We start from the raw sequence: 23,721 nt of genomic DNA on the forward strand, positions 1-23,721 counted from the left end.
AGGCACAAATTCATCCCGGTCGACCCGTGTTTACCATCAGGAAATCTTTGCGCTACTGTACCGGGTGGCCCGTGCGCGGGTTGCCTTCACAGAATGACAGGGATCGCCTCGGATCATGACCCCCAAACTTACCCAAGACCCACATGCCCCCGGTGACGTCGAGCGCGAGAAAGTGCTGGAACTGGCTATCGGGCGCGAAGTCCGCGCGTTTCGCCGCCAGCAGGGCCTGACCGTGGCGGAGCTTGCCACTGTCACCGGGCTTTCCATCGGGATGCTGTCAAAGATCGAAAACGGCAACACCTCTCCCTCGCTCACCACTTTGCAAACGCTGGCCAACGCACTGTCCGTGCCGCTCACCAGTTTTTTTCACCGCTTCGAGGAAAACCGCGAAGCCGTGCACACCAAATCCGGTGCAGGCGTCGAGATCGAACGCGCAGGCACCCGCGCCAACCACCAATACAATCTGCTGGGCCATATCGGGGCCAATACATCCGGCGTGATCGTAGAGCCATACCTGATTACCCTGACCGCGCAATCTGACGTCTTTCCGACCTTCCAGCATGGCGGGATCGAGACGATCTATATGCTGCAAGGGGTCGTCGATTACCGGTACGGCGACAGATCCTTCCGGTTGGAGCCCGGCGACACGCTGTTCTTTGATGCCGACGCCCCGCACGGGCCGGAAAACCTGATCACCCTGCCCGCCCGCTACCTGTCGATCATCAGCTATCCGCAGACGAAATGAAGCATCACTGAAGTCTATTGTATGATGCCGCAATCGTCGGATCATACCAGTTCATGCGCGGTCCGTTTCGACGTAGCTCCCGCACTGTGCCGCCCCACATGAATGACGAAGTCCGTAACCCGAAATGACAACAGCGCTGCGCGCAGTGCCGAGTTTTGGTTGAACGCAACCAAAGTTTGTCATTGGATGGCCTCACATTTGTCGGCACAGAACAAAAACGCTTTGCCTTTTATTTGAGCCGGGCGATACCGCCTCGGATAAAAGGCAAAGCGTTGAAACCTCAGAACTGGAGGCCAAAAAAGATGACCGCCAAAGGCACTGGCGACACCGCAAGAACCACCGTCAAAAAGGTTGCAAATGGCGTGAATATCCCGCTCAGACCCGCAACGATCATGATACCGCCACCACCGCCGATGATGGAGTTGCCGGGCGTGTTCACGGCGACTGCCAGCGCGACATAGCGGTAGCGCAGAGCAAGGCGAAGAACACGTTTCGACTGCCCCTCCAACAGCATCGCGACACGCTCGTCTTTCGACAATGGTGCGGCCCGGGCCACCAACGCGGCTGCACGCCGCATCCTCAAGACCTGCAAGACCTGCTCCAGCGTGCTGATCGGCAGGAACCGACCGATCGTGAAGGCCAGCATCATGGCGGCAACCGTGCAGACGTAGATCAGTGGCGCAATCGCCGCCCCGAAACCCGCGAGTAACGCAATGCCGATCTCTGCTCCCGGCACAAATGGAAGTGCCAGAAGCACGATATAAGCCGCTGCACCGACCATGATGGCCTTGTGGACCTGTTGCTCGTTGTCGGGCCGGATCTGAAGGTCGAGCGCGTCGCGAACCGCATGCGCGCCCCAAGTGGCCAGCACAATAAACACAATCAGAACACCGATCTTGACGATCACCCCGGGCAACGTCAGTCCCTCAGACGTCATGCGCGTCGCTCAGCCGGATACCGCTTCTGACGGAATTGCCGTGCCAACGCCCCTTATCGGGATCTGGTTGGTCCAGTACCAACGCCGGGTCGTCCAGGTAACGTCGATTGCAATGTCATCACCTGTGACCGTGCCATACCAGACAACGGTGTGCGGGGCATCGGGGCAGATCGTTGTGGTGGTAAAGTGAATCACCCCGTCGATTTCCTTGGTCTGATAGTCCGACCAACCGAAGTTGCAGTATTCTTCGCAATCAACCGACTGGAACGTGCCATCCCGGAAAAAAATTTCATCTTCCAGCTTTGCACCACTCGACAGATCCTCACCAAATATTCGGAACGCAATCCCGTCCAGCGCGCCCGTCGCAGTCCAATCACCTTCCGGCACGGCAAGATCGGGGATATCTTCATTCATCACCGACAGCGTCGCTGCCCCTGTGCCAAGCGTGGCTGCGGCAATTGCAGCAATTTGTAAAATCTGAGGCATGACCGTCTTCACTCCTGGAAGAACTGAACTTTTGCACAGTTTCGGGATTATGCACCAAATATGATTTCATTCAAGACAAGGCTGCACGCGCGGATCCGCAGGATAACAAGGCAGTGCAGCATTTCGACCCTGTACCAGCTCTCCGGCCAATGACGGACCCCCGGGGCCTTTTCATCGACCGTACACATTGCATTACCCAAAGATGCGTTCACGGTCATGGAATGTACGTGCAGCTGCCAACCTGCACTTCTGTAACGGGATCATGGCGATACAGGGTCGTGCCTCTTCCGATCTAAGCCCTCCGTTTGACATTATGATTTTGACCGTCTCGTCTACAGGGCCACATCCTTGCCCGAAAATTGATCGCAAAAATTTCTTAAAATGAAAATTTGTTTCCTACACATTGAGACGGCTACGTTTTGATGTTACGCTGTGCACATCGCCATTCAATTAACAAAGAGGCATCGGCCATGTGCGGAATCGTCGGACTGTTTCTCAAGGATGCCACGCTGGCGCCTGACTTCGGCACGATGCTGACGGACATGCTGATCACGATGACGGATCGCGGACCGGACAGTGCAGGCATTGCGATATACGGCGGTGCGGATGAAGGCACGGCGAAGCTGACCGTGCAATCCGACACACCCGAGATCAGCTTTGACAAACTCGCCAAGCGGTTGCGCAAGGCAATCAAGGGCAAGGTGCAAATGTCGGTCAAGGACACCCATGCCGTACTTGAATTTCGCGCCGACCAGATGACAGCCGCCCGCGCTTTTCTGGCCGAACATACCCCCGACATCCGTGTGATGAGCCATGGCAGCACACTCGAAATCTACAAGGAAGTCGGCTTGCCCCGCTCGGTCGCCGACCGCTTCGATCTGCGCCGGATGCGTGGAACCCACGGCATCGGCCACACCCGCATGGCCACCGAATCCGCCGTGACCACCATGGGCGCGCATCCGTTCAACACCGGCCCCGACCAGTGCCTTGTGCACAACGGGTCACTGTCGAACCACAACGCGATACGGCGCAAACTGCGCCATCTGGGCGTGCATATCGAAACCGAAAACGACACTGAAGTCGGGGCCGCCTACCTCACGTGGAAAATGCAGACCGGATCGACACTGGGCGAGGCGCTGACATCGAGCCTGCGCGATCTGGATGGCTTCTTTACCTTTGTGGTCGGCACCAAAGACGGCTTTGGCGTCGTGCGTGACCCTATCGCCTGCAAGCCCGCCGTGATGGCCGAAACCGATCAATACGTGGCCTTCGGCTCCGAGTACCGCGCGCTGGTCAACCTGCCCGGCATCGAAGACGCCCGCGTATGGGAGCCTGAGCCCGCCACCGTCTATTTCTGGTCCCACGGGGCCGCACCCACCACCAAAAAGGCCGCCTGAATGCAAAGCTTTGACCTTGAGGCGGAAGGCCTGCGCGCGCTCAACAGCGCCCTGCACGCCCAGTCCGCCACCACAAACCAGACCGTATGGGATATCCTGAACCCCAAGGGCGCACATGCCATTGCCGTGGGGCTCGACGCCCCCATCGAGGTCAACGTCAAAGGCTCCACCGGCTACTACTGCGCGGGCATGAACAAGCAGGCGACGGTGCATGTGCACGGCTCGGCCGGCCCCGGTGTGGCTGAAAACATGATGAGCGGGACAGTTGTGGTCGAAGGCGACGCCTCGCAATATGCAGGCGCCACGGGCAATGGCGGAACGCTGATCATCAAGGGCAACGCCTCCTCGCGCTGCGGCATCTCGATGAAGGGGATCGACATCATCGTGCACGGCAACATCGGGCACATGAGCGCGTTCATGGCGCAATCGGGCAACCTTGTGGTCTGCGGCGATGCGGGCGACGCGCTGGGAGATTCGCTCTACGAGGCGCGGCTGTTCGTACGCGGATCGGTCAAATCGTTGGGAGCCGATTGCATCGAGAAAGAAATGCGGCCGGAACATATCACCCTCCTGACCGAACTCCTCGAACGGGGCGGCTGCGACGCCAAACCGGAGGAGTTCAAACGCTACGGCTCCGCCCGCCAACTCTATCACTTCAACATCGACAACGCATATTGAGAGCGCCATGACAGACGACACAATTGGCGCACCGCGCACCGTCCCGGTCCAATCCGCGACCTTCACGCCATCGGTCAACGCCGAAATCCGGCGGGCGGCGGCCACCGGCATCTATGACATCCGAGGCGGCGGCGCGAAACGCAAGGTGCCCCATTTCGACGACCTGCTGTTCCTCGGGGCCTCGATCTCGCGCTATCCGCTCGAAGGCTACCGCGAGAAATGCGAAACCTCGGTCACACTCGGCACCCGCTTTGCCAAAAACCCGATCCAGCTGGATATTCCTGTGACCATCGCGGGCATGTCCTTCGGCGCGCTCTCCGGCCCCGCCAAGGAAGCACTGGGGCGCGGCGCCACGCTCGCAGGCACCTCCACAACCACCGGCGACGGCGGCATGACGCAAGAAGAACGCGGACATTCCAAAAAACTCGTCTATCAATACCTGCCCTCGCGCTATGGCATGAACCCGGATGATCTGCGCCGCGCCGATGCAATCGAGATCGTCGTCGGGCAAGGCGCAAAGCCCGGCGGCGGCGGCATGCTGCTGGGACAAAAGATCAGCGACCGGGTGGCAGAGATGCGCAACCTGCCGCAAGGGATCGACCAGCGCTCCGCCTGCCGACACCCGGACTGGACCGGCCCCGATGATCTTGAGATCAAGATCCTCGAACTGCGCGAAATCACCAATTGGGAAAAGCCGATCTATATCAAGATCGGCGGCGCGCGGCCCTATTTCGACGCGACGCTGGCGATCAAGGCAGGGGCCGACGTGGTGGTCCTTGACGGAATGCAGGGCGGCACGGCGGCCACGCAGGATGTGTTCATCGAACATGTGGGCCAGCCCATTCTGGCCTGTATCCGCGAGGCCGTGCGCGCGCTGCAAGACCTCGGCATGCACCGCGAGGTGCAGCTGGTCGTCTCGGGCGGCATCCGCCACGGGGCGGACGTGGCCAAGTGTATGGCACTTGGGGCGGACGCGGTGGCCATCGGCACCGCCGCCCTCATCGCGCTTGGCGACAATGACCCGAAATACGAAGAAGACTACCGCAAGCTCGGCACCACAGCAGGCGCCTATGACGACTGGCACGAAGGGCGCGACCCCGCGGGCATCACCACGCAGGACCCCGCCCTCATGGCCCGCCTTGACCCGGTGGAAGGCGGCCGCCGCCTCAACAACTACCTCAAGGTGATGACGCTGGAGGCGCAAACCATCGCGCGCGCCTGCGGCAAGAACCACCTGCACAATCTCGAACCCGAAGACCTCTGTGCCCTGACGATGGAGGCCGCCGCCATGGCGCGCATCCCGCTGGCGGGCACAGACTGGTATCCGGGCAAACCCGGCACTAGCTATTGAACCACAGCACACGCCCCCTGCACGACAACCGAACGGAGACCGCCATGACCACAGACCTCGCCCAATTCGCCAAGGACAACGACGTCAAATACTTCATGATCTCCTTCACAGACCTCTTTGGCGGGCAACGGGCCAAGCTGGTCCCGGCGCAGGCCATTGCCGACATGCAGGTCGATGGTGCGGGCTTTGCAGGCTTTGCCACATGGCTCGACATGACGCCTGCGCACCCCGACATGCTGGCCGTGCCGGACCCCTCCTCGGTGATCCAGCTGCCCTGGAAGCCCGAGGTCGCGTGGGTCGCGGCCAATTGCGTGATGGAGGGCGAAGACGTCGCCCAAGCCCCGCGCAACGTATTGCGCCGTCTGGTAAATGAGGCCGCCAGCGACGGGCTGCACGTCAAGACGGGCATCGAGGCCGAGTTCTTTCTGCTCACCCCGGGCGGCGACCAGATCTCCGATCCCTTCGATACCGCGGCCAAGCCCTGCTATGATCAACAGGCCGTCATGCGGCGCTATGACGTGATCCGCGAAATATGCGACTACATGCTCGATCTGGGCTGGGGCCCCTACCAGAACGACCATGAGGACGCCAATGGCCAGTTCGAAATGAATTGGGACTTCGACGACGCCCTGCGCACCGCCGACAAACACTCGTTCTTCAAATTCATGGTCAAATCCGTGGCCGAAAAACACGGGCTGCGCGCCACCTTCATGCCCAAACCGATCGAAGGGCTGACGGGCAACGGGTGCCACGCCCATGTCTCGGTCTGGGATGCGCCGGGCGATGCAGCGAAGGTCAACGTCTTTGCCGGGGCCAAGGGAGACAGCCCGACCGCTGAACTGGGCCTTTCGGACCAAGGCGCGCATTTTCTGGGCGGGATCATGAAGCACGCCTCCGCCCTCGCCGTGATCACCAACCCGACGGTCAACAGCTACAAACGCATCAACGCGCCACGCACCATGTCTGGCGCCACCTGGGCGCCCAACACGGTCACGTGGACGGGCAACAACCGCACCCACATGGTCCGCGTGCCCGGCCCCGGCCGGTTTGAATTGCGTCTGCCGGATGGGGCCACCAACCCCTACCTGCTCCAAGCGGTCATCATCGCCGCCGGGCTCGATGGCATCCGTTCCATGGCCGATCCCGGCCCGCGCCACGACATCGATATGTACGCCGACGGGCATACCGTGACCGACGCGCCCAAACTGCCGCTCAACATGCTCGACGCGGTACGTACATTCGGGGAAGATACCAGCCTGCGCGAGATGATGGGCGCAGAATTTTCGGCCTCTTACATCAAGATGAAAGTGCAGGAGTGGAATGACTTCACCGCGCACTTCTCTCAATGGGAAAAAGACAACACGCTCGACATCTAAGGTCTGATGTTCGAGAGGATGTTGGCCACCCTCTCAAAACTGCGGAATATGCATGGCAAATGGCTCAGGTTGAGTTGCCTCGGGTCACGCATCCGAAGCTGACAGACCGGGGCCACGCGGGACAATAACCGATCAAACGGTCGCTTCTCCTTGCCGGGCGAGTGCGGCCTGCAATGCTTTGGCGATCAGGATGCCCGCCAGCAGTGCGCCCACAAAGACGAAAACCTCCGACCGGCCCGTACCAAGGGCAGGCAATGCCCCCCCCGGACAGAATCCCGCAATCCCCCAGCCGATCCCGAAAAACGCCGATCCACCGATAAGGGGCAGATCAAAGTCCCGGCGTGTGGGCAATTGGAAACCGGACGCCATGATCGGGGCCTTTCGTTTCAAGACCACCCGATACCCGAAAAAGGTAACGAGCAGTGCGCCGCCCATGACAAAGGCAAGGCTGGGGTCCCACGTCCCTGCAAGATCAAAAAAGTTCAGCACTTTGGCAGGATTGGCCATGCCAGAGATCGAGATGCCGACGCCAAAGATCAGCCCGATCAGGTAAACAATAATCAAACGCATGGCTCAGCCTCCGATCACATGACGCACGACAAAAACTGTGACGGCCGTTGTTGCCATAAAGGTTAGCGTCGCCACGATCGAGCGCGGCGACAGACGCGCCATTCCGCAGACCCCATGGCCCGAGGTGCAGCCCGATCCGAATGTCACTCCGATCCCGACGATCAGCCCGCCGACGACCAGCATTCCGGTTGACACGGGCACTTGAACAACGGGCATCTGCCCCGTCAACGCCAAGACGACCAAAGGTCCGCTGACCATTCCGGCGACCATCGCCGCGCGCCAGACCCAATCGGCCCCGCTGGCAGGCTGTAGCAGTCCCGCAACAATGCCCGTAGCGCCCATCACACGGCCCATGGTGGCCATCAACAACACAGCGGCAAGACCGATCAGGGCTCCGCCGCCAAGCGATTGCAAAGGTGTAAAGACAGTCTCCATCATCAGATCTTGCACGTCTGAATGCCGAGGACCCGGTAGAGCGGGCAAAACTTGAGTGCCGACGTCCCGATCAGGACAAGACCGACAATCACCGCGATCAAAGTCGCAGTTGTGGACGCAAACAATGGCGCGCCACTCAAAAAGGGCAATCCAAGCATCACGATCCCGAGGATGATCCGCAAGGTGCGGTCAATAGTACCAACATTCGCTGTCATCAGAACGACTCCTTTTTCAAACCTGCCCCAACTCTACACTGCTCAGCCACCGTTGGTCGGTGACAAAGTCACGAAGACCGGCAAAATTTCGGAAATTCGCCGCAAAGCCGCCCCTGGAGCATTTTTGGGGCTTTGTTTGTTGACGGTCGCGGTCGCGCGAACCGTGTCGATCACGGATACCCGCAATGCCGCAGCGCTGGATCAAGGGTCCCCTACAAATGCCACGCCTGCACAGACGAACCCGGCAAGGCCGCATGCCCCGACATCAAGTTCGCTCAGGATTCCGGCAACTGGCACCATACCCGCCACAGATTTAGGCGTGCAGGCCCCGTGCGGGGCACAGGCCAACCGACCTTCTTTGAAATTGCGGCGTCTTGAACTTCGATATTTGAAACCATTTGTCCGGGAGTTTTCAATGTCTGCCATCGTCAAACACCACGCCTTCGCCTGGCTCTTCGTCGCCAGCACCATCGCTGGGTCCGCCACTGCGCAAAATACCGAAGTCAGCTTTGGGACAAACTGGGTCGCTCAGGCCGAACATGGTGGATTTTATCAATCGGTCGCGGACGGCACCTATGCCGCGTGCGGGCTGGACGTGACGATTGTGCCCGGCGGTCCACAGGTCAACAATCAGGCGTTGATGGTTGCGGGGCGCATTGATTTCTACATGGGCGGCACTCTCGATGCGTTTTTCGCGATCGAACAGGGTCTGCCCATCGTCAACGTGATGGCCGCGTTCCAGAAAGATCCGCAGGTCCTCATTTCGCATCTTGGCAAGGTAAGCAGTTTTGAGGGTCTCAAGGACCTTACCATGATCGTTCAGGACGGTGCGACTTATTATGATTGGATGAAGGCGGCCTACGGTTTCACCGATGCTCAGCGTCAACCCTACACGTTCAACGCGGCCCCGTTTCTGGTGAACGAGGATTCGGCGATGCAAGGCTATCTGTCATCCGAACCCTACGCCATCACGTCCGAGACCGGTATGGTCCCCGACGTCTGGCTGATCGCGGATGCAGGCTTCAGCGCCTATTCGACCACCGTACAGGCGACACCCGCGACGATTTCCCAAAGACCAGAGGTCGTTAAATGCTTTGTCGATGGGTCCATCACCGGCTGGTACAACTATCTTTACGGCGACAATGCTGCCGCGAACGCGCTGATCCTGTCGGACAATCCGGACATGTCGCAGGACAAGATCGATTTTGCGATCTCGAAAATGCTGGATGAAGGCATCGTGGACAGCGGCGATACCGCCGAATTGGGAATCGGGGCGATGACCGACGCGCGGATGGCTGATTTCTATGCCAAAATGGTCGATGCCGGAGTGATTACGGACGGGCTCGACATCACGACATCCTACACCACGGAGTTTATCAACGCCGGTCTGGGTCTGGACCTCAAGCCCTGATCGCGATGCCACCTTGCGCGGCACTGCCCGTCCGGAGGGATATCAATGACCGTCCATGATCGCGCCGTTTTACCATTGGGCGCGCGCCGCCCGGTGCTGCGCATCAACGAGGTGGACAAGACCTTCAATGGCGGCGTGGTTGCCCTGCGCCGCCTGTCGCTGACGGTGAACGAGGGCGATTTCATTTCATTGCTGGGTCCGTCGGGCTGCGGCAAATCCACGGCGCTGCGCCTGATTGCCGGCCTGATGCGTCCGACCGTGGGACGGATCGTGTGGGAAGGGGGGCAAGGCAGTGACGACCTTGGTGTCGTTTTTCAGGAACCGACCTTGATGCCATGGAACACGGTCGCCAAAAACGTCTGGTTGCCGTTCCGGTTGCGGGGCCAATCCTTTGCCTCGGTTAAGGATCGGATCATGGAGGCGCTGGCACTTGTGGGCCTCGAAAAGTTCGCTGACAGTTATCCGCGCGAATTGTCCGGGGGCATGAAGATGCGGGTGTCGATTGCGCGTGCCCTCGTCACCAATCCCCGCCTGATCCTCATGGATGAACCCTTTGCAGCCCTGGACGAGATTACGCGGCAAAAGCTGAACGACGATCTCCTGTCGCTCAAGGCACGCACCGGGGCGACTGTCATTTTTGTCACCCATTCCGTGTTTGAAAGCGTGTTCCTGTCGGATCGTATTCTGGTCATGGCCGCACGCCCTGGGCGGATCATCAAGGAAATCGAAGTCGATGCAGGCTACCCGCGCGGCATCGACTGGCGCACATCCCCCGAATATGCTGCCGTGGCGCGCGCAACCTCCGAAACATTGACCAGCACGCTTGCACCCGATGAGGTCCATTGAGATGAGTGTGACGCACAATACCACCCCCCGCGATCAGCAAGGCTCCGGCCCGATCTTCGACGAAGAGGAAGAACGCTACGCCCGCGCGCAGCGGATCGAGGCTATCGCGCGCTGGGTCGTGCCCATCGTCGTGCTGGCCCTCTCCATCTGGCTGTGGGATCGGGTCGTGGTCTGGAACGAGATCCCGCACTATGTGCTGCCCGGTCCCGGTCTGGTGCTCTCGACACTGTATGAAGATCGCGTGACGCTGTTCGCCTCGCTGCTGGTTACACTACAGATCACCTTCATGGCGCTGGCCGTTGCCATCATCGGGGGTGTGGGGCTGGCCGTGCTTTTCACTCAAAGCAAGTTTGCCGAAATGTCGTTTTCGCCTTTCGCGGTGATCCTGCAGGTCACGCCGATCGTCTCGATTGCGCCGTTGATCTTTATCTATGTGGAAAATCGGCTGGTCGGGCTGTTGCTTTGCGCGTGGATCGTCGCGTTCTTTCCGATCCTGGCCAATACCACGCTGGGACTCAAATCCGCCGACCACAATCTGCGCGACCTGATGAACATCTACAAGGCAAGTCGCTGGCAACGTCTGCGGTTTCTGCAATTGCCGTCCGCCCTGCCCTATTTTCTGGGGGGCCTCCGGATCGCCGGGGGGCTGGCGTTGATCGGGGCTGTTGTCGCTGAATACGTGGCGGGCACTGGCGGGATCGGGTCCGGCCTTGCCTTTCGCATCCTCGAGGCCGGGTATCGGCTCAATATCCCGCGGATGTTCGCCGCACTTTTGCTGATTGCCTTGACCGGCATTGTCATCTTCGCAACCACTTCACTGATCAGTCACTTTGCATTGCGCAAATGGCATGAAAGCGCCATCAAAAGGGAATGACCTTGGGCTATATGACACTCCCCACGAACGGACCGTTGCACCTGAAGAACCTCACCATACCGGGGTGCCTGGTTGATCAGGACACGGCGCTGGCGTCTCTGGATCTGACCATTGCAAACGGCAAGATCAGCACGCCGCTTGAGCGGGCAGAGGTGATCGACATGAAGGGGGCAATGGTCTTTCCCGCTTTCATCGATATGCACACCCATCTCGACAAGGGGCATATCTGGCCACGCACGCCCAATCCCGACGGATCCTTCGAAGGGGCCATCAACGCCGTCAGCAATGACAAGACCGGAAAATGGGGCGTCGATGATCTGCGGCCGCGCATGAGTTTTTCGCTCAGGTCTGCCTATGCCCACGGCACCCGCGCGATCCGCACCCATCTGGATCAGTTCGACCCGAAACATGACGCAAGCTGGCCACTGTTTTCCGAACTGCGGGCCGAGTGGGCGGGGCGCATCGACCTGCAAGCCGCTTGCCTCGCCAATTGCGAAATGGTGGAGGATGCCGCGCGCTTCACCGCCATCGCAGATCTGGTCGCCGCCCATGAGGGCGTTCTGGGCGGGCTCACGATCCCGAATGACCAACTGGACTGGCAGCTTGAAACCTTCCTCGGGGCGGCGCAATCGCGCGGTATCGCGGCGGATTTCCACGTGGATGAAACGCTTGATCCAGACGTCAATACGCTGAAACACATCGCCCAATCGGTTCTGGATCACGGCTTTGACATGTCCGTCACCGTGGGCCACTTGTGTTCCCTGTCCACGATGGACGAGGCAACCGCGCTCAACACCCTCGATCTGGTGGCGCGCGCCGGGCTGCATGTGGTCAGCCTGCCCATGTGCAATCTCTATCTGCAAGATCGGCATCCGGCCCGCACACCGCGCTATCGCGGCATCACGCTGGTGCACGAGATGAGGGCACGCGGCATCAATGTCAGCTTTGCCTCGGACAACACGCGCGATCCGTTTTATGCGTACGGGGACATGGACATGCTCGAGGTGATGCGCGAGGCGACCCGGATCGGGCATCTGGATCATGCAGAGCTCGACTGGGTGGATGCATTCTTGGGCAATCCCGCCAAGGCTACCGGCTTTGACGCGCCCTCGCTTGCCCCAGGCGCACCCGCCGATCTGGTGATCTGCCGCGCGCGCGAGTGGACGGAACTCTTTGCGCGCCCCCAGGCCGATCGCATCGTGCTACGCGACGGCGTACAGATCGACACCACTCTCCCCGACTATGCAGAGCTTGACCCGCTGATGAGGACCTAATGACCGCACCCAACATCACTGCCGCCATGGAGGCGCTTGCGCATCTCGAGATCGACGTGAACCCGGCCTCGGTCAAAGCCAAGAGCCGCGACTTCTTTTGGTACTCACCCGTGCTCAAGGATCGGCTGGACGGGTTGGTCGCGGACTTCGTTGCGACACCCAAATCGCAGGACGAGGTGATCGAGATCCTGCGCACCTGCTATGCCCACGACGTGCCCGTCACCACTCGGGGGGCCGGTACCGGCAATTACGGTCAGGCGATCCCGCTTGCGGGCGGCTGTATCCTGCACCTGCACAAGATGGACGCGGTCAAAGACATCCAGCCGGGCCGTTTCGTGGCGGAACCGGGCTGTTTGCTCAAGGACATCGACGCAGCTTGCAAGGCGCATTCCGGGCAGGAATTGCGCATGTTTTCATCGACATGGGCGACGGCCACAATCGGCGGTTTTATCGCGGGCGGCTCTGGCGGTGTCGGTTCGATCCACTGGGGGTCGTTGCGCGATGTGGGCAATATCATCCGCCTGCGCGTCGTCACGATGGAAGCCGAGCCCCGCGTCATAGACATCACGGGCGATGATTTGCACAGGGTCAGCCACGCTTACGGGACCAACGGGATCATCACCGAGATCGAGATGCCGCTGGCCGCCGCCTATGAGTGGGTGGACCTTTTCGTCAGCTTCAAGGACTTCGGCCAAGCGCTTGAATATTCCTATAACCTCGCCTCCTGCGACGGGCTCCTGATGAAACTGGCCACCGTGTTCGAGGCCCCGGTCGCCAAAGACTATTTCCAGCGCGTCGCGCCGTATGTCGACAGCGATGACGTGGTTGTAGCGCTGATGATCGCGCCACACTCGATGCCGGGGTTTGAGACGTTCACGCGCAGCCATGACAGCGCAAAGGTGATCTACCGCTCGGACGATCATGACTGGGCACGATCGCCGGGCCGTGTCTTTGAATACGGTTGGAACCACACGACGCTGCGTGCGCTCAAGGTCGATCCGTCGATCACCTATCTGCAGGTGGGCTATGGCACCGATGACCCGATCCCTTTGATCGAGAAGATCCGCGACATGTTCTCGCCCGAGGTCCTGCAGCATATCGAAGTGACCCGTCAGGGCGGCAAGATCGGCATGGGCGGCCTCAGCCTTGTGAAGTTCACAAACGAGGCGCGGCTGGACGAAATCGTGGCCCAGCACGAAGCCGAAGGGGCGATGATTTTCAACCCACATCGCTACACGCTGGAAGAAGGCGGACGGCAATCGACCGACGAACGCCAGCTAGATTTCAAACGACAAGCCGATCCCAAAGGCTTGCTGAACCCCGGCAAGATGATCGCCTGGGACGATCCCGATTGGTCCTATGACGGGATGTATGCCTATCCCGGTCTGAGCAAGGCCGCCGAGTGATGGCAAAGGTTCTGGTGATCCACGCCCACCCCTGCGCCGAGAGCTTTTCCAGCGCCCTGAACAGAGCCACGGTCGATGCGCTTAGCGGCGCGGGCTGGGACGTGGATGCCTGTGATCTCAATGCGGAAGGGTTCAACCCGGTTCTGAGCGCGCAGGAACGGCGCAATTACCACGATACCAGCAGCAACACCCGGCCGGTTCAGGGCTATGTGGACCGCCTGCGTGCCGCGGACGCGATGGTGCTGGTCTTTCCGGTCTGGAATTTTGGCTACCCCGCCATCCTCAAAGGCTATTTCGACCGGGTGTTTCTGCCCGGCGTGTCCTTTGATCTGAAGGAGGGCCGCGTGCAAGGATGCCTGTCCAACATTCGCAAGCTGGCCGCCATCACCACCTATGGCGCGACGCCGTGGCGGGCCTTTCTCGCGGGTGATCCGCCGCGCAAGCTGATCAAGCGCGCGGTCTGGGGCGTGACCAGACCCGACAAGGTCCGCTATCTCGCCTTGCATGACATGAACAACGCGAGCCAAACCCAACGCGACAATTTTCTGGACAAGGTGACAGCGGAAATGGCGGCGTTCTGATGCGGGCATTGGTCATCTATTGTCACCCGGTCGGCGACAGCTTCAACGCAGCGATCCGCGATCTTGTGTTGGACAAGCTGCGAAACGCAGGTGCGGAGTATCGGCTGATTGATCTTTATGCCGATGGGTTTCAGCCGGTTCTGAGCGCGGATGAATTGGCAGGCTACGTTGACAGCCCGGCCAATCGCACGCCGGTCGCCGCGCATTGTGCCGCCGTTGCATGGTGCGATGCCCTGATCTTTGTCTATCCGACCTGGTGGTACGGGTTGCCTGCGATGCTCAAAGGGTGGCTGGACCGTGTTTTGCTGCCCGATCTTGCCTTTCTGATGCCTGACGCGGAGAACGCTGATATCCGACCCGGCTTGCAACAGATCACCCGCCTGGGCGTGTTCACCACCTGCGGGGCAAGCTGGTGGCTGATGCAATGGGTTGGTGCGCCCGGCAAACGGACCCTGTTTCGCGGTCTGGGCGTTTTGTTGCACCCCGGCGCGAAAAAGGTCTTTGCCGCGCATTACCTGATGGACCGATCCACCGATGCAAGCCGCGCCAAACACCTCGCCCGCGTTGCCGACAGGATGGACCAATTTCTGGGAGGGACGCAACCAGCCCTCTCACACCCCAAGACAAAGGCGACCCCATGACCCTGCGCCGTGACTGGGCCGATTTCCGGGCCCCCGAGTACCAAGACATCGACCCGATGCGCACCATCGCGATCCTGCCGACCGCAGCGATTGAACAGCACGGCCCCCACTTGCCGGTGGGCACAGACACCATCATCAACGAAGGACTGCTCGCGCAGTTGAAGGCGCAAGCGCCGGGCGATCTGGATTTTCGTGTGTTGCCCGTGCAGGCGGTTGGCAAATCCAACGAACACCTTTGGGCGGCAGGGACCGTGACGATGACGGCAGAAACGGCGCTCAAGCTCTGGGTCGAGATCGGGTTGTCCGTCGCGCGTGCCGGTGTCCGCAAGATGCTGATCCTGAACAGTCATGGGGGCAACACGGATCTGATCTCCATCGTGGCGCGTGAACTGCGGGTCCGTGCGGGGATGTATGTGGTGCGCGCCGGTTGGGGGGCTTTTGGCCCGCCTGAGGGTTTGTTCGGTCCACAGGAAATGACCTATGGCATTCATGGCGGCGATGTCGAAACCTCGCTGGTGCTGCATTTTCGCCCCGAAACGGTGGATATGTCGCTGGCGCAGGATTTCCGATCCAGCGCGGAGGTCAGCCCGATCTCGCCGATTGGTGCGGTGGCCTATGGCTGGATCGCGTCGGATGTGAACCCGCATGGGGTCGTAGGCGAGGCGCACCTGGCCACGGCGGAAAAGGGCCGGACGGCGGCGGACAAGATGGTCGCGGATGTCACGGACCTGCTCAAGACCATCCGGGATGTGCCACTGGACGGGTTTGAACCGACGGTCACCCCATTCTGACCGGACCCGCGTGGCGTTTTGCCGGGCTCTTTGAGTTTATTTGGCAAGATGAAGGGGATCACGCAGCGCCCCCCCCCTTCATTTGGGTGCGTCAGGACGCCAGCGATGGAAGCCACAGCACGATGCTCGGAAAGGCGACCAGCAATGCGATGGTGATACCGTCCGCGATGAAGAAGGGTGTGACGCCCTTGAACACATCCTGCACCGTCAAATCATCGCGCACGCCCGCCACCACGAAGCAGTTGAGGCCGATGGGCGGTGTGATCAGGCAGAATTCGGCCATTTTGACCACCAGTATCCCGAACCAGATGGCGCACATTGGCCCTGACATCCCGAAGGTGCTGTCAGCGGCGCTGACCATTTCGCCCCCGTTCAGCGCCATGACAGCCGGATAGACCACCGGCAGCGTGAGCAGCAGCATACCGATCGCGTCCATGAACATGCCCAGCACTGCGTAGGCCAGCAGGATACACACCAGAATCAGCATCGGCGACACGGTCAACGATGTAATCCAGTCCGAAAACGCACCCGGCAGGTCGGCAAAGCCCAGGAACCGCACGTAGATCAGCACACCCCAGATGATGGTAAAGATCATTACCGTCAGTTTGGCGGTTTCGATCAATGCGTCCTTGAGTTCCTTGAGCCGCATACCGCGATAGAGGGCCATCAGAAAGACGATGAACGCGCCCACGGCGCCGCCTTCGGTCGGTGTACCCCAGGCGTCGCCAAACGGGTTGTAGACAAAGAAAATGATGATCACGACCACGGCCACGATGGGCAGTGCGGGCGGCAGAGAAGAAAAGCGCTCTTTCCAGGTGAAGCCGCTCACCGGGGGGCCAACATTTTTCCAGATCAGGGCGATTCCGATGATCATGGTCGCATAGACGATGGCCGAGAACGCACCGGGGATGAAGCCCGCAAGCAACAGCTTGCCCACGTCCTGTTCGACGATGATCGCATAGATCACGAGGATCGCCGAGGGCGGGATCAGCGAGGCAAGTGTACCGCCTGCCGCCACAACGCCTGCCGCGAACTGCTTATTATAGCCGATCTTGAGCATTTCGGGGATGGCGATACGGGCAAAGACCGCCGCCGTGGCCACAGATGCGCCGGACACGGCGGCAAAGCCTGCGGTGGCGAAGACGGTCGAGACGGCCAGCCCTCCCGGCACCCAGGCGATCCAGCGTTTCGCCGCCTCGAACAGGGCGGTGGTCAGCTTGGCGTAGTAGGCTAGGTATCCGATCAGGATAAAGGTGGGGATCAGCGACAGCGCCTGAGAGGACACTTTGGAGTGGGGCACCTGGCCCGCGATCTTGACGCTGATTTCCAGCGCCTTGCCAAAGCGGGCCGGGTCATAGTCGAACCCGTTCCAGCGGAGCCAGATCAGACCGACAAAGCCCGCCATGCCGGCGGCAAAGGCAACGCGCATGCCGAGGAAAACAAGCGCCAGCATACCGCCGGTGACCCACAGGCCAATCGTAATCGGATCCATATGTCAGTCCCTTTCCAGCATCTTGGCTTCGGCCAGTGCCTGTTCGGCAGCACTCATGACCAGCGGGACGGCCACCGGGTTTTCAAGGTTGTACCAAAAGGCGCGGGCATAGCCGACCGCCTGCAACACAAGCCGCGCGCACAGCACCGAAAAGGCGACCGGCACAATGAGTTTCGCAGGCCAGATCGGCAGCGAGATGTCGATGGAACTGTCACGGCTGCACAAGGGGCGCGCGCAGTCGAAAGAGCGGTCGAAATGCGCCCAGGAGCCCCAGACAAGGGCAATCATCAGCACCAGGATCAGCAGAACCGACACAAATTCAAAAAACCAAAGCGTCCGACCCTTCATCGCGCCGATGATGATGTCCATGCGCACGTGCCCACCATTACGCTGAACATATGAAACACCCATGATCGCAATGAGCGGCATCAGCATCTCGATCAGATCGACATAGCCCAACAGAGGTTTTTCGAAAAACTCGCGTCCTGTGACAGAATAGGCCGCAAGGAACATGAGGGAAAAGGCCGCCAGTCCGCTGAGCAGAGCCATGAAGGTCTCGACCGGCAACAGGGCTCTGTCCAATCGGCTGAGAATACTGGAATCTTCCAGGATTGAGGCTGTACCCGCCATATCCGCTCTCTCCCCTAAGTCATACGCCCAGTGTCAGACGCAATGAGGCGGGGGTAACCCCGCCTCATCTGTTCGCTTGTGGCGGTCTTAGCTGCCGCCTTTGGCGTCCGCCAGCGTTGATTCGACCAGGTCATAGAGTTCCTGACCGGGAATGCCTTGTGCTTCCATGTCTGCAATCCATTGATCGCGGATCGGATCGGCGGCAACCGAACGGAATTCGGCAATGACTTCGGGGGCGATGACGACTTTTTCGACCCCTTTTTCCTCCAGAACCTCATCCCAGCGCTTCAGCAGCTCGCCGTAATTCGCAATATAATAGTCAAGCGCTTCGGGCACCGAGCTGTCCAACGCTTCGCGCTCAGCATCGCTCAGCGCTTCATAGGCATCGATATTCACGACCACGGGACAGTTCACCGTGCCGGGGTTCAGGTTCGCTGTCCACCAGGTTGCCTGGTTGATGGTACCAAAAGACAGGTGGGCGTGCTGGGCAAAAGCGACCGTGTCGACCACACCTGATTCCATCGCCTGATAGGCTTCGGACGAGGTCACGGAGGTGGGCACACCGCCCACGGCCTTGAACGCATCTCCCAAACCGCCGGTGGCGCGCACGCGCATGCCGTCGAAGTCCTCAAGCGTGGTCCGCGCTTCGCCGGTGCCGACAAGATTGTATTGCGGCATGGGTGAGGTCATCAGCAACTTGGCGTTCCATTGCGCCATCTCTTCGGCGGCGGCAGGGTGCGCATAGACGGCCGAGGACACGGCCACTTCCTGTTCCAGGTTTTCGACACCCAGGAAGGGCAGTTCGAGAACGGTGATCACGCGGTTCTTGTCCGCGTGGTAGCCTGCGCAGAACTGCGCCATCTCGAATGCACCGATCGAGATGCCGTCGAGGTTATCGGTGTTTTTCGACAGACCGCCATAGCTGATGTTCATGGTGAATTCGCCGTTGGTCTTTTCGCTGACCAGTTCGGCCAGTTTTTCGACGTGCTCGGTGAAGGCCCGGCGCTTGCCCCAGACGGATACGTTCCATTCGGTAGCGGCTGCTTCCAGAGCGAAGGTGCAGGTCATAGTGCCCGCGAGGGCACCCAATGCGTATTTGTTCATGATGTTTCTCCCTTGATGCGAGACGTGGTCCGCCCGCTTGCCTGCAAGCTAGCGTGCGATTGTCCAAGTGCCAAGAGGGCGTGATGTGCTGGCCCATGCGCTCTAATCGGCAGGAGGGTAAGTCCAAGTGTGCAGGTGGGGGCCCTAGGCTGTCAGCCCGTTCTCAGGCCAGTGCACCGAAGCCCGCAAGTCCGGTTTGCGACTTTGACCGGCAGGAGCCTCCGGCGGGGGTTTTTTGGGAACAGAGAAGCCAGGGACCCCGTCAAAAAGACGGTGTACGGACTGAGCGGGGGTGTCCGCCCTTGGTCAGGCCTGCTGCAGCCCGGCTCACCCATCAATCATGACGCCGCACGGTTGCTCACGGCGTGACAACGATGTTGCCGACATGGCGTTTCTCGATAAAAGCCTGTTGCGCCCGGCGCAGATCCACCAGCGGATAGGTTGCTGCCAGCAGCGGACGCACCGCGCCTCGTTCGACATATCCCACCAGATCCTTGAAAATATGCTGCGGAATGACGGTCGATCCGGTAAGGCGAGGTCGCGCAAATACAGCGTTCTCATATCCAGATCGACAATCGACCCCGCAATCGCACCAGAGCATTTATCGCGCCCGCCGCGCGCCAGCACATCGATGACCGCTTCAAAATACGACCCACCCACGATGTCGGCCACAACGGTTACCGTGTCTCGGCCCATGGCCGTTTTGAGCGCTGCGCCGAGGGTGTCGGGCGCGCGCCAGCAAGGCGTCTGGCCATCGCCTCGTGTTTGGCCACTGATGCCAGCCCTATGACCGTGGCTCCGCGCCGCTTGGCCAACTGGATCAGAGCCGATCCGACACCACCGGATCCGCTCGTCACGAGGACGACGTCGTCAGAGTTCGCTTGCGCAGAAATCAACATGCCCTTGGCGGTGCTGTGAGAACAGGAGAAGGTCGCCAGCTCCGCATCCGTCAGATCACTGTGCACGACGCCCACGTTGCGCGGTCCGCTGTCGACTATTGGGCAAAACCGTCGTCCCGCTCGCTGCCGAAATAGCCGGTCTTGAAATAGCCGGTCTTGTCGCGGTTCACCGGATCGTCCCAGTCGCGGAGCCAGCAATCCACCATCAACCGTTTGCCGATCAGATCGGCGTCAGCATGCGCGCCAGCTGCAACCACCGTGCCGACCGCAACTGCGCCCTGAATGCGGGAAAATCCGATCGGCACCCCACCCCAACTGGGATCCTCATTGCCCGCGACCGCGTGGCCGTCCGCTGGTGGTCGCATCGGTCACTGCTTTGGACAACCAGCGGGACCGCGTGTTGACGTCGGTATTGTTCAGCCCGCATGCGCCAACGCGGATCCACACGTCATCTGCTCCGACCCGTGGCACTGCTCAATTGGTGTGAAAGATCATGGCGTCTATGTCGCCGTGATCGTGCAGGACAAACGCGTTCATTGTTTCCGGTACTGATGTTTGTCCGGTCATTGGGCGGCTCCGGGATTGCTTTGACGCGTCACTGCGGAATGTCTGTTTAAACACAGGATTTGTCGAAGATTGTCGCGGATTGCATCGTATTTCACGTCAAACATCTGACGCTTCGGCCCCGTGCGCTGTGGCGCAGAAAGGGCTGCGAGCAGATATGGGTGCCGCTGTGATGACAAACGCACCCTTACGCGGCGCCTGCATCCGGTGCACAAAGGACGCAGAAAAGTCGACACGCGGTTTAGATCCGCGCGGCCAGCGCCATGAGAAAGGACAAACCACCCATGAGCCTCTTTGACGAAGACTTGTTTGAAAAGGGTTTGACCCAGCGCAAAGCCACGCTTGGCGCGGACTATGTGCAAAAAAACCTCGACGCTTCGGACGATTTCAACCGGCCGTTCCAGGAAGCGATGACAGCCTGGTGCTGGGGATTTGGCTGGGGCGACGACGCCATCGACGCCAAGACCCGCAGCCTGATGAACCTCGCGATGATCGGCGCACTTGGCAAGATGCAGGAGTGGGAATTGCACTGCAACGGGGCGATCAACAACGGGTGCAGCGTCGAAGAGATTCGCGCCGCCGTGCATATGGTCGCGATCTATTGCGGGGTTCCGCAGGGGTTGGAGTGTTTCCGGGGCGCGCGCAAGGTCTTGAGTGAACGCGGCATGATTTGAGTCTGGGCGTCAGTCGCGAAGGAAGACAGGTCCACATTTGCCGCGACCATCATGGCATTGATCTGGCGCGCGTGACGCTCAGGTGAAAGCAAGTCGTAAGTTGAATGCGTCGATAGTGTAACGCCTTGTCAAATATAACGGAAAACTCAAAACCGTTTGAAACTTACACGGCGAGGTCCCCTTCACAAAGTCCTCAACAATAAATGCCGCGTCCCCAAGCCCCATATTCCATTCTGTTCGCCTTTGGGTATGATCACGCCAAGGGAGGAGGACCCTGGCCAGACACAGGCGCCCCGCGCGGGTGGCTGGTTTGATGGTGATCCTCCGTTCAGTATCGGAACGATCATCGGAGGAACATCCATGTCAGACAGCAAAACCTACCCCCCGTCCACCGACATGGCGCAAAACGCCCATGTGAACGCGGCCAAATATGACGCCATGTACGCGGCTTCAATCGACGACCCTGATGCGTTCTGGGCGGAGCACGGGAAGCGGCTGGACTGGATCAAGCCCTATACCAAGGTCAAGGACAGCAACTTTGCCTTGGGCAACGTTTCGATCAACTGGTTCAGCGATGGCACTCTAAACGTTTCGGCCAACTGCATCGACCGGCATCTGGCGGCGCGTGGGGACCAGACCGCCATCATCTTTGAACCCGATGATATCGGGGAAGCCGCCCGCCACATCACCTACAAGGAACTGCACACACAGACGTGCAAAATGGCAAACGTCCTCAAAAAGCTCGGTGTCGGCAGGGGCGACCGGGTTGTCATCTATATGCCCATGATCCCGGAAGCCGCGTATGCGATGCTGGCCTGTGCGCGCATCGGCGCGATTCACTCGATTGTTTTTGCGGGCTTTTCCCCGGATGCCTTGGGCGCACGAGTGAATGGATGTGACGCCAAGGTCGTCATCACCGCCGATGGCGCGCCCCGTGGAGGGCGCATCACCAACCTCAAGGACAACGTCAATCAGGCGTTGCTGCACGATACGGACGAGGTGAAATGTCTGATCGTGCGTCGCACGGGCCAGCAGATCGCGTTCCGGAATGGTCTTGATTTCTGGCTCCACGAAGAGGCCGAAACAGTCTCTGACGACTGCCAGCCCGAAGAAATGAACGCCGAGGATCCGCTGTTCATCCTGTATACCTCCGGCTCGACCGGGCAGCCCAAAGGGGTTGTGCATACCACAGGCGGCTACCTGACCTTTGCGGCGATGACCCATGAGATCGTGTTCGATTACAAGGACGGCGATATCTTCTGGTGCACCGCCGATGTGGGCTGGGTCACCGGGCACAGCTATATCGTCTATGGACCGCTGGCCAATGGCGCGACGACCCTCATGTTCGAAGGGGTGCCCACCTTTCCCGATGCCAGCCGCTTCTGGCAGGTCTGCGAAGCCCACAAGGTGACGCAGTTCTACACTGCGCCAACTGCGATCCGCGCCCTTATGGGACAGGGCGAAGAGTTCGTCACCAAGTGCGATCTGTCCAGCCTGCGCCTGTTGGGCACCGTCGGCGAACCGATCAACCCCGAAGCGTGGAACTGGTACAACGAAGTGGTAGGCGGCGGGCGCTGTCCCATTGTCGACACATGGTGGCAGACCGAAACCGGTGGCCACCTGATGACACCCCTGCCCGGCGCCCATGCGATGAAACCGGGGTCGGCCATGAAACCATTTTTCGGAGTGCAACCTGTTGTGCTGGAACCTGCCAGCGGAGAGATCATCGACGGCAATGGCGTCGAAGGGGTGCTCTGCATCGCTGACAGTTGGCCGGGCCAGATGCGGACCATCTGGGGCGATCATGAGCGGTTCGAGAAAACCTATTTCAGCGACTATGCAGGCTATTACTTTACCGGTGACGGATGTCGTCGCGACGACGATGGCGATTACTGGATCACGGGCCGCGTCGATGACGTGATTAACGTCTCGGGCCACCGGATGGGCACCGCCGAAGTGGAAAGTGCGCTTGTGGCTCATGCCAAGGTCGCCGAGGCTGCGGTCGTCGGCTACCCCCATGCGATCAAGGGACAAGGCATCTATTGCTATGTCACGCTGATGAGTGGGGAAGAGCCGTCAGAAGAGTTGCGTAAGGAATTGCGCACCTGGGTGCGTCAGGAAATCGGGCCCATTGCCTCGCCTGATCTTGTGCAATGGGCGCCCGGTTTGCCCAAGACCCGGTCGGGCAAGATCATGCGCCGCATCCTGCGCAAGATTGCCGAGGACGATTTCGGCGCACTTGGCGATACCTCGACCCTTGCGGATCCGTCCGTGGTGGATGATCTGATCGAAAATCGCATGAACAAGTCCTGAAAAGCACAAAAGGGGCATGATTCCATGCCCC

The 23,721-nt window shown here is 60.1% G+C and carries 26 protein-coding genes; 15 read left to right on the forward strand and 11 right to left on the reverse strand.

Annotation, left to right across the window (positions count from 1 at the left end; all coding sequences use genetic code 11):
• The first annotated feature begins 115 nt into the window (after positions 1-115).
• Complete coding sequence (locus LC354_RS05855; RefSeq protein WP_223421966.1) at positions 116-745, forward strand: helix-turn-helix domain-containing protein; 630 nt, start codon at positions 116-118, stop codon at positions 743-745.
• Between the two features lie 280 nt (positions 746-1,025).
• Here the strand turns inward: LC354_RS05855 and LC354_RS05860 are convergent, their stop codons facing one another.
• Positions 1,026-1,682: a hypothetical protein gene (locus LC354_RS05860; protein ID WP_223421968.1), complete on the reverse strand. Its 657-nt coding sequence runs from the start codon at positions 1,680-1,682 to the stop codon at positions 1,026-1,028.
• Between the two features lie 9 nt (positions 1,683-1,691).
• Positions 1,692-2,168, reverse strand: coding sequence for a hypothetical protein (locus LC354_RS05865; protein WP_223421969.1), 477 nt, complete (start codon positions 2,166-2,168; stop codon positions 1,692-1,694).
• Between the two features lie 470 nt (positions 2,169-2,638).
• On the opposite strand from LC354_RS05865, the gene LC354_RS05870 reads away from it, so the two are divergent.
• Genes LC354_RS05870 through glnT form a run of 4 tightly spaced genes read left to right on the forward strand, consistent with a single transcriptional unit; the run spans position 2,639 to position 6,970 of the window.
• Entirely contained in the window at positions 2,639-3,565 is a 927-nt protein-coding gene (locus LC354_RS05870) for a class II glutamine amidotransferase (protein WP_223421971.1), read from the forward strand.
• On the forward strand, positions 3,566-4,243 hold the full coding sequence (locus LC354_RS05875) for a GltB/FmdC/FwdC-like GXGXG domain-containing protein (RefSeq protein WP_223421973.1): 678 nt from the start codon (positions 3,566-3,568) through the stop codon (positions 4,241-4,243). It abuts the gene before it with no gap.
• Between the two features lie 7 nt (positions 4,244-4,250).
• Positions 4,251-5,594: an FMN-binding glutamate synthase family protein gene (locus tag LC354_RS05880; protein WP_223421974.1), complete on the forward strand. Its 1,344-nt coding sequence runs from the start codon at positions 4,251-4,253 to the stop codon at positions 5,592-5,594.
• Between the two features lie 44 nt (positions 5,595-5,638).
• A complete protein-coding gene (glnT, locus tag LC354_RS05885; protein ID WP_223421976.1) occupies positions 5,639-6,970 on the forward strand; it encodes a type III glutamate--ammonia ligase in 1,332 nt (443 codons plus the stop codon).
• Positions 6,971-7,102: 132 nt separating this feature from the next.
• On the opposite strand, the gene LC354_RS05890 is transcribed toward glnT, so the two are convergent.
• Genes LC354_RS05890 through LC354_RS05900 form a run of 3 tightly spaced genes read right to left on the reverse strand, consistent with a single transcriptional unit; the run spans position 7,103 to position 8,190 of the window.
• A complete protein-coding gene (locus LC354_RS05890) occupies positions 7,103-7,540 on the reverse strand; it encodes a DUF6691 family protein (RefSeq protein WP_223421978.1) in 438 nt (145 codons plus the stop codon).
• A gap of 3 nt (positions 7,541-7,543) precedes the next feature.
• On the reverse strand, positions 7,544-7,978 hold the full coding sequence (locus tag LC354_RS05895; protein ID WP_223422022.1) for a YeeE/YedE family protein: 435 nt from the start codon (positions 7,976-7,978) through the stop codon (positions 7,544-7,546).
• The gene (locus LC354_RS05900) at positions 7,978-8,190 is read right to left on the reverse strand and encodes a YgaP family membrane protein (protein WP_223421979.1); all 213 of its coding nucleotides are present in this window, start codon (positions 8,188-8,190) and stop codon (positions 7,978-7,980) included. The genes LC354_RS05895 and LC354_RS05900 overlap by 1 nt, the downstream gene beginning before the upstream one ends.
• A gap of 415 nt (positions 8,191-8,605) precedes the next feature.
• Here LC354_RS05900 and LC354_RS05905 point away from each other — a divergent pair, with 415 nt between their 5' ends.
• Genes LC354_RS05905 through LC354_RS05940 form a run of 8 tightly spaced genes read left to right on the forward strand, consistent with a single transcriptional unit; the run spans position 8,606 to position 16,014 of the window.
• Positions 8,606-9,601 (forward strand): ABC transporter substrate-binding protein, encoded by a 996-nt coding sequence (locus LC354_RS05905; protein WP_223421982.1) that lies wholly within the window; start codon positions 8,606-8,608, stop codon positions 9,599-9,601.
• A gap of 45 nt (positions 9,602-9,646) precedes the next feature.
• A complete protein-coding gene (locus LC354_RS05910; protein ID WP_223421984.1) occupies positions 9,647-10,447 on the forward strand; it encodes an ABC transporter ATP-binding protein in 801 nt (266 codons plus the stop codon).
• 1 nt (position 10,448) lies between these two features.
• Positions 10,449-11,321 carry an ABC transporter permease gene (locus LC354_RS05915; protein WP_223421985.1) on the forward strand — a complete coding sequence of 291 codons (873 nt, stop codon included), beginning with the start codon at positions 10,449-10,451 and terminating at the stop codon, positions 11,319-11,321.
• Positions 11,322-11,332: 11 nt separating this feature from the next.
• Entirely contained in the window at positions 11,333-12,595 is a 1,263-nt protein-coding gene (locus LC354_RS05920; protein ID WP_223421987.1) for a cytosine deaminase, read from the forward strand.
• Complete coding sequence (locus tag LC354_RS05925) at positions 12,595-14,001, forward strand: FAD-binding oxidoreductase (protein ID WP_223421988.1); 1,407 nt, start codon at positions 12,595-12,597, stop codon at positions 13,999-14,001. Before LC354_RS05920 ends, LC354_RS05925 begins: the two co-directional genes overlap by 1 nt.
• A complete protein-coding gene (locus LC354_RS05930; protein WP_223421990.1) occupies positions 14,001-14,582 on the forward strand; it encodes an NAD(P)H-dependent oxidoreductase in 582 nt (193 codons plus the stop codon). Before LC354_RS05925 ends, LC354_RS05930 begins: the two co-directional genes overlap by 1 nt.
• The gene (locus LC354_RS05935) at positions 14,582-15,223 is read left to right on the forward strand and encodes an NAD(P)H-dependent oxidoreductase (RefSeq protein WP_223421992.1); all 642 of its coding nucleotides are present in this window, start codon (positions 14,582-14,584) and stop codon (positions 15,221-15,223) included. The genes LC354_RS05930 and LC354_RS05935 overlap by 1 nt, the downstream gene beginning before the upstream one ends.
• Entirely contained in the window at positions 15,220-16,014 is a 795-nt protein-coding gene (locus LC354_RS05940; RefSeq protein WP_223421993.1) for a creatininase family protein, read from the forward strand. The genes LC354_RS05935 and LC354_RS05940 overlap by 4 nt, the downstream gene beginning before the upstream one ends.
• Before the next feature lie 91 nt (positions 16,015-16,105).
• On the opposite strand, the gene LC354_RS05945 is transcribed toward LC354_RS05940, so the two are convergent.
• The 6 genes from LC354_RS05945 to LC354_RS05970 all read right to left on the reverse strand — a co-directional run bounded on the left by LC354_RS05945 (position 16,106) and on the right by LC354_RS05970 (position 20,504).
• The gene (locus tag LC354_RS05945; RefSeq protein ID WP_223421995.1) at positions 16,106-17,506 is read right to left on the reverse strand and encodes a TRAP transporter large permease; all 1,401 of its coding nucleotides are present in this window, start codon (positions 17,504-17,506) and stop codon (positions 16,106-16,108) included.
• A 3-nt stretch (positions 17,507-17,509) separates the two neighbouring features.
• A complete protein-coding gene (locus tag LC354_RS05950) occupies positions 17,510-18,136 on the reverse strand; it encodes a TRAP transporter small permease subunit (protein WP_223421996.1) in 627 nt (208 codons plus the stop codon).
• A gap of 87 nt (positions 18,137-18,223) precedes the next feature.
• The gene (locus tag LC354_RS05955) at positions 18,224-19,240 is read right to left on the reverse strand and encodes a C4-dicarboxylate TRAP transporter substrate-binding protein (RefSeq protein WP_223421998.1); all 1,017 of its coding nucleotides are present in this window, start codon (positions 19,238-19,240) and stop codon (positions 18,224-18,226) included.
• 358 nt (positions 19,241-19,598) lie between these two features.
• The gene (locus LC354_RS05960; RefSeq protein ID WP_223421999.1) at positions 19,599-19,841 is read right to left on the reverse strand and encodes a zinc-binding dehydrogenase; all 243 of its coding nucleotides are present in this window, start codon (positions 19,839-19,841) and stop codon (positions 19,599-19,601) included.
• Positions 19,842-19,917: 76 nt separating this feature from the next.
• Positions 19,918-20,214, reverse strand: a complete 297-nt coding sequence (locus LC354_RS05965; RefSeq protein ID WP_223422001.1) for an MDR/zinc-dependent alcohol dehydrogenase-like family protein — start codon at positions 20,212-20,214, stop codon at positions 19,918-19,920.
• Between the two features lie 20 nt (positions 20,215-20,234).
• Positions 20,235-20,504 carry an MDR/zinc-dependent alcohol dehydrogenase-like family protein gene (locus LC354_RS05970; protein ID WP_223422003.1) on the reverse strand — a complete coding sequence of 90 codons (270 nt, stop codon included), beginning with the start codon at positions 20,502-20,504 and terminating at the stop codon, positions 20,235-20,237.
• Between the two features lie 483 nt (positions 20,505-20,987).
• Between LC354_RS05970 and LC354_RS05975 the strand changes: the two genes are divergently transcribed.
• Positions 20,988-21,377, forward strand: coding sequence for a carboxymuconolactone decarboxylase family protein (locus LC354_RS05975; RefSeq protein ID WP_223422005.1), 390 nt, complete (start codon positions 20,988-20,990; stop codon positions 21,375-21,377).
• A 360-nt stretch (positions 21,378-21,737) separates the two neighbouring features.
• The gene (gene acs, locus LC354_RS05980) at positions 21,738-23,690 is read left to right on the forward strand and encodes an acetate--CoA ligase (RefSeq protein WP_223422006.1); all 1,953 of its coding nucleotides are present in this window, start codon (positions 21,738-21,740) and stop codon (positions 23,688-23,690) included.
• Positions 23,691-23,721 lie beyond the last annotated feature (31 nt).

The organism is Tateyamaria pelophila (assembly GCF_019966495.1).
Classification (GTDB): domain Bacteria; phylum Pseudomonadota; class Alphaproteobacteria; order Rhodobacterales; family Rhodobacteraceae; genus Tateyamaria; species Tateyamaria pelophila.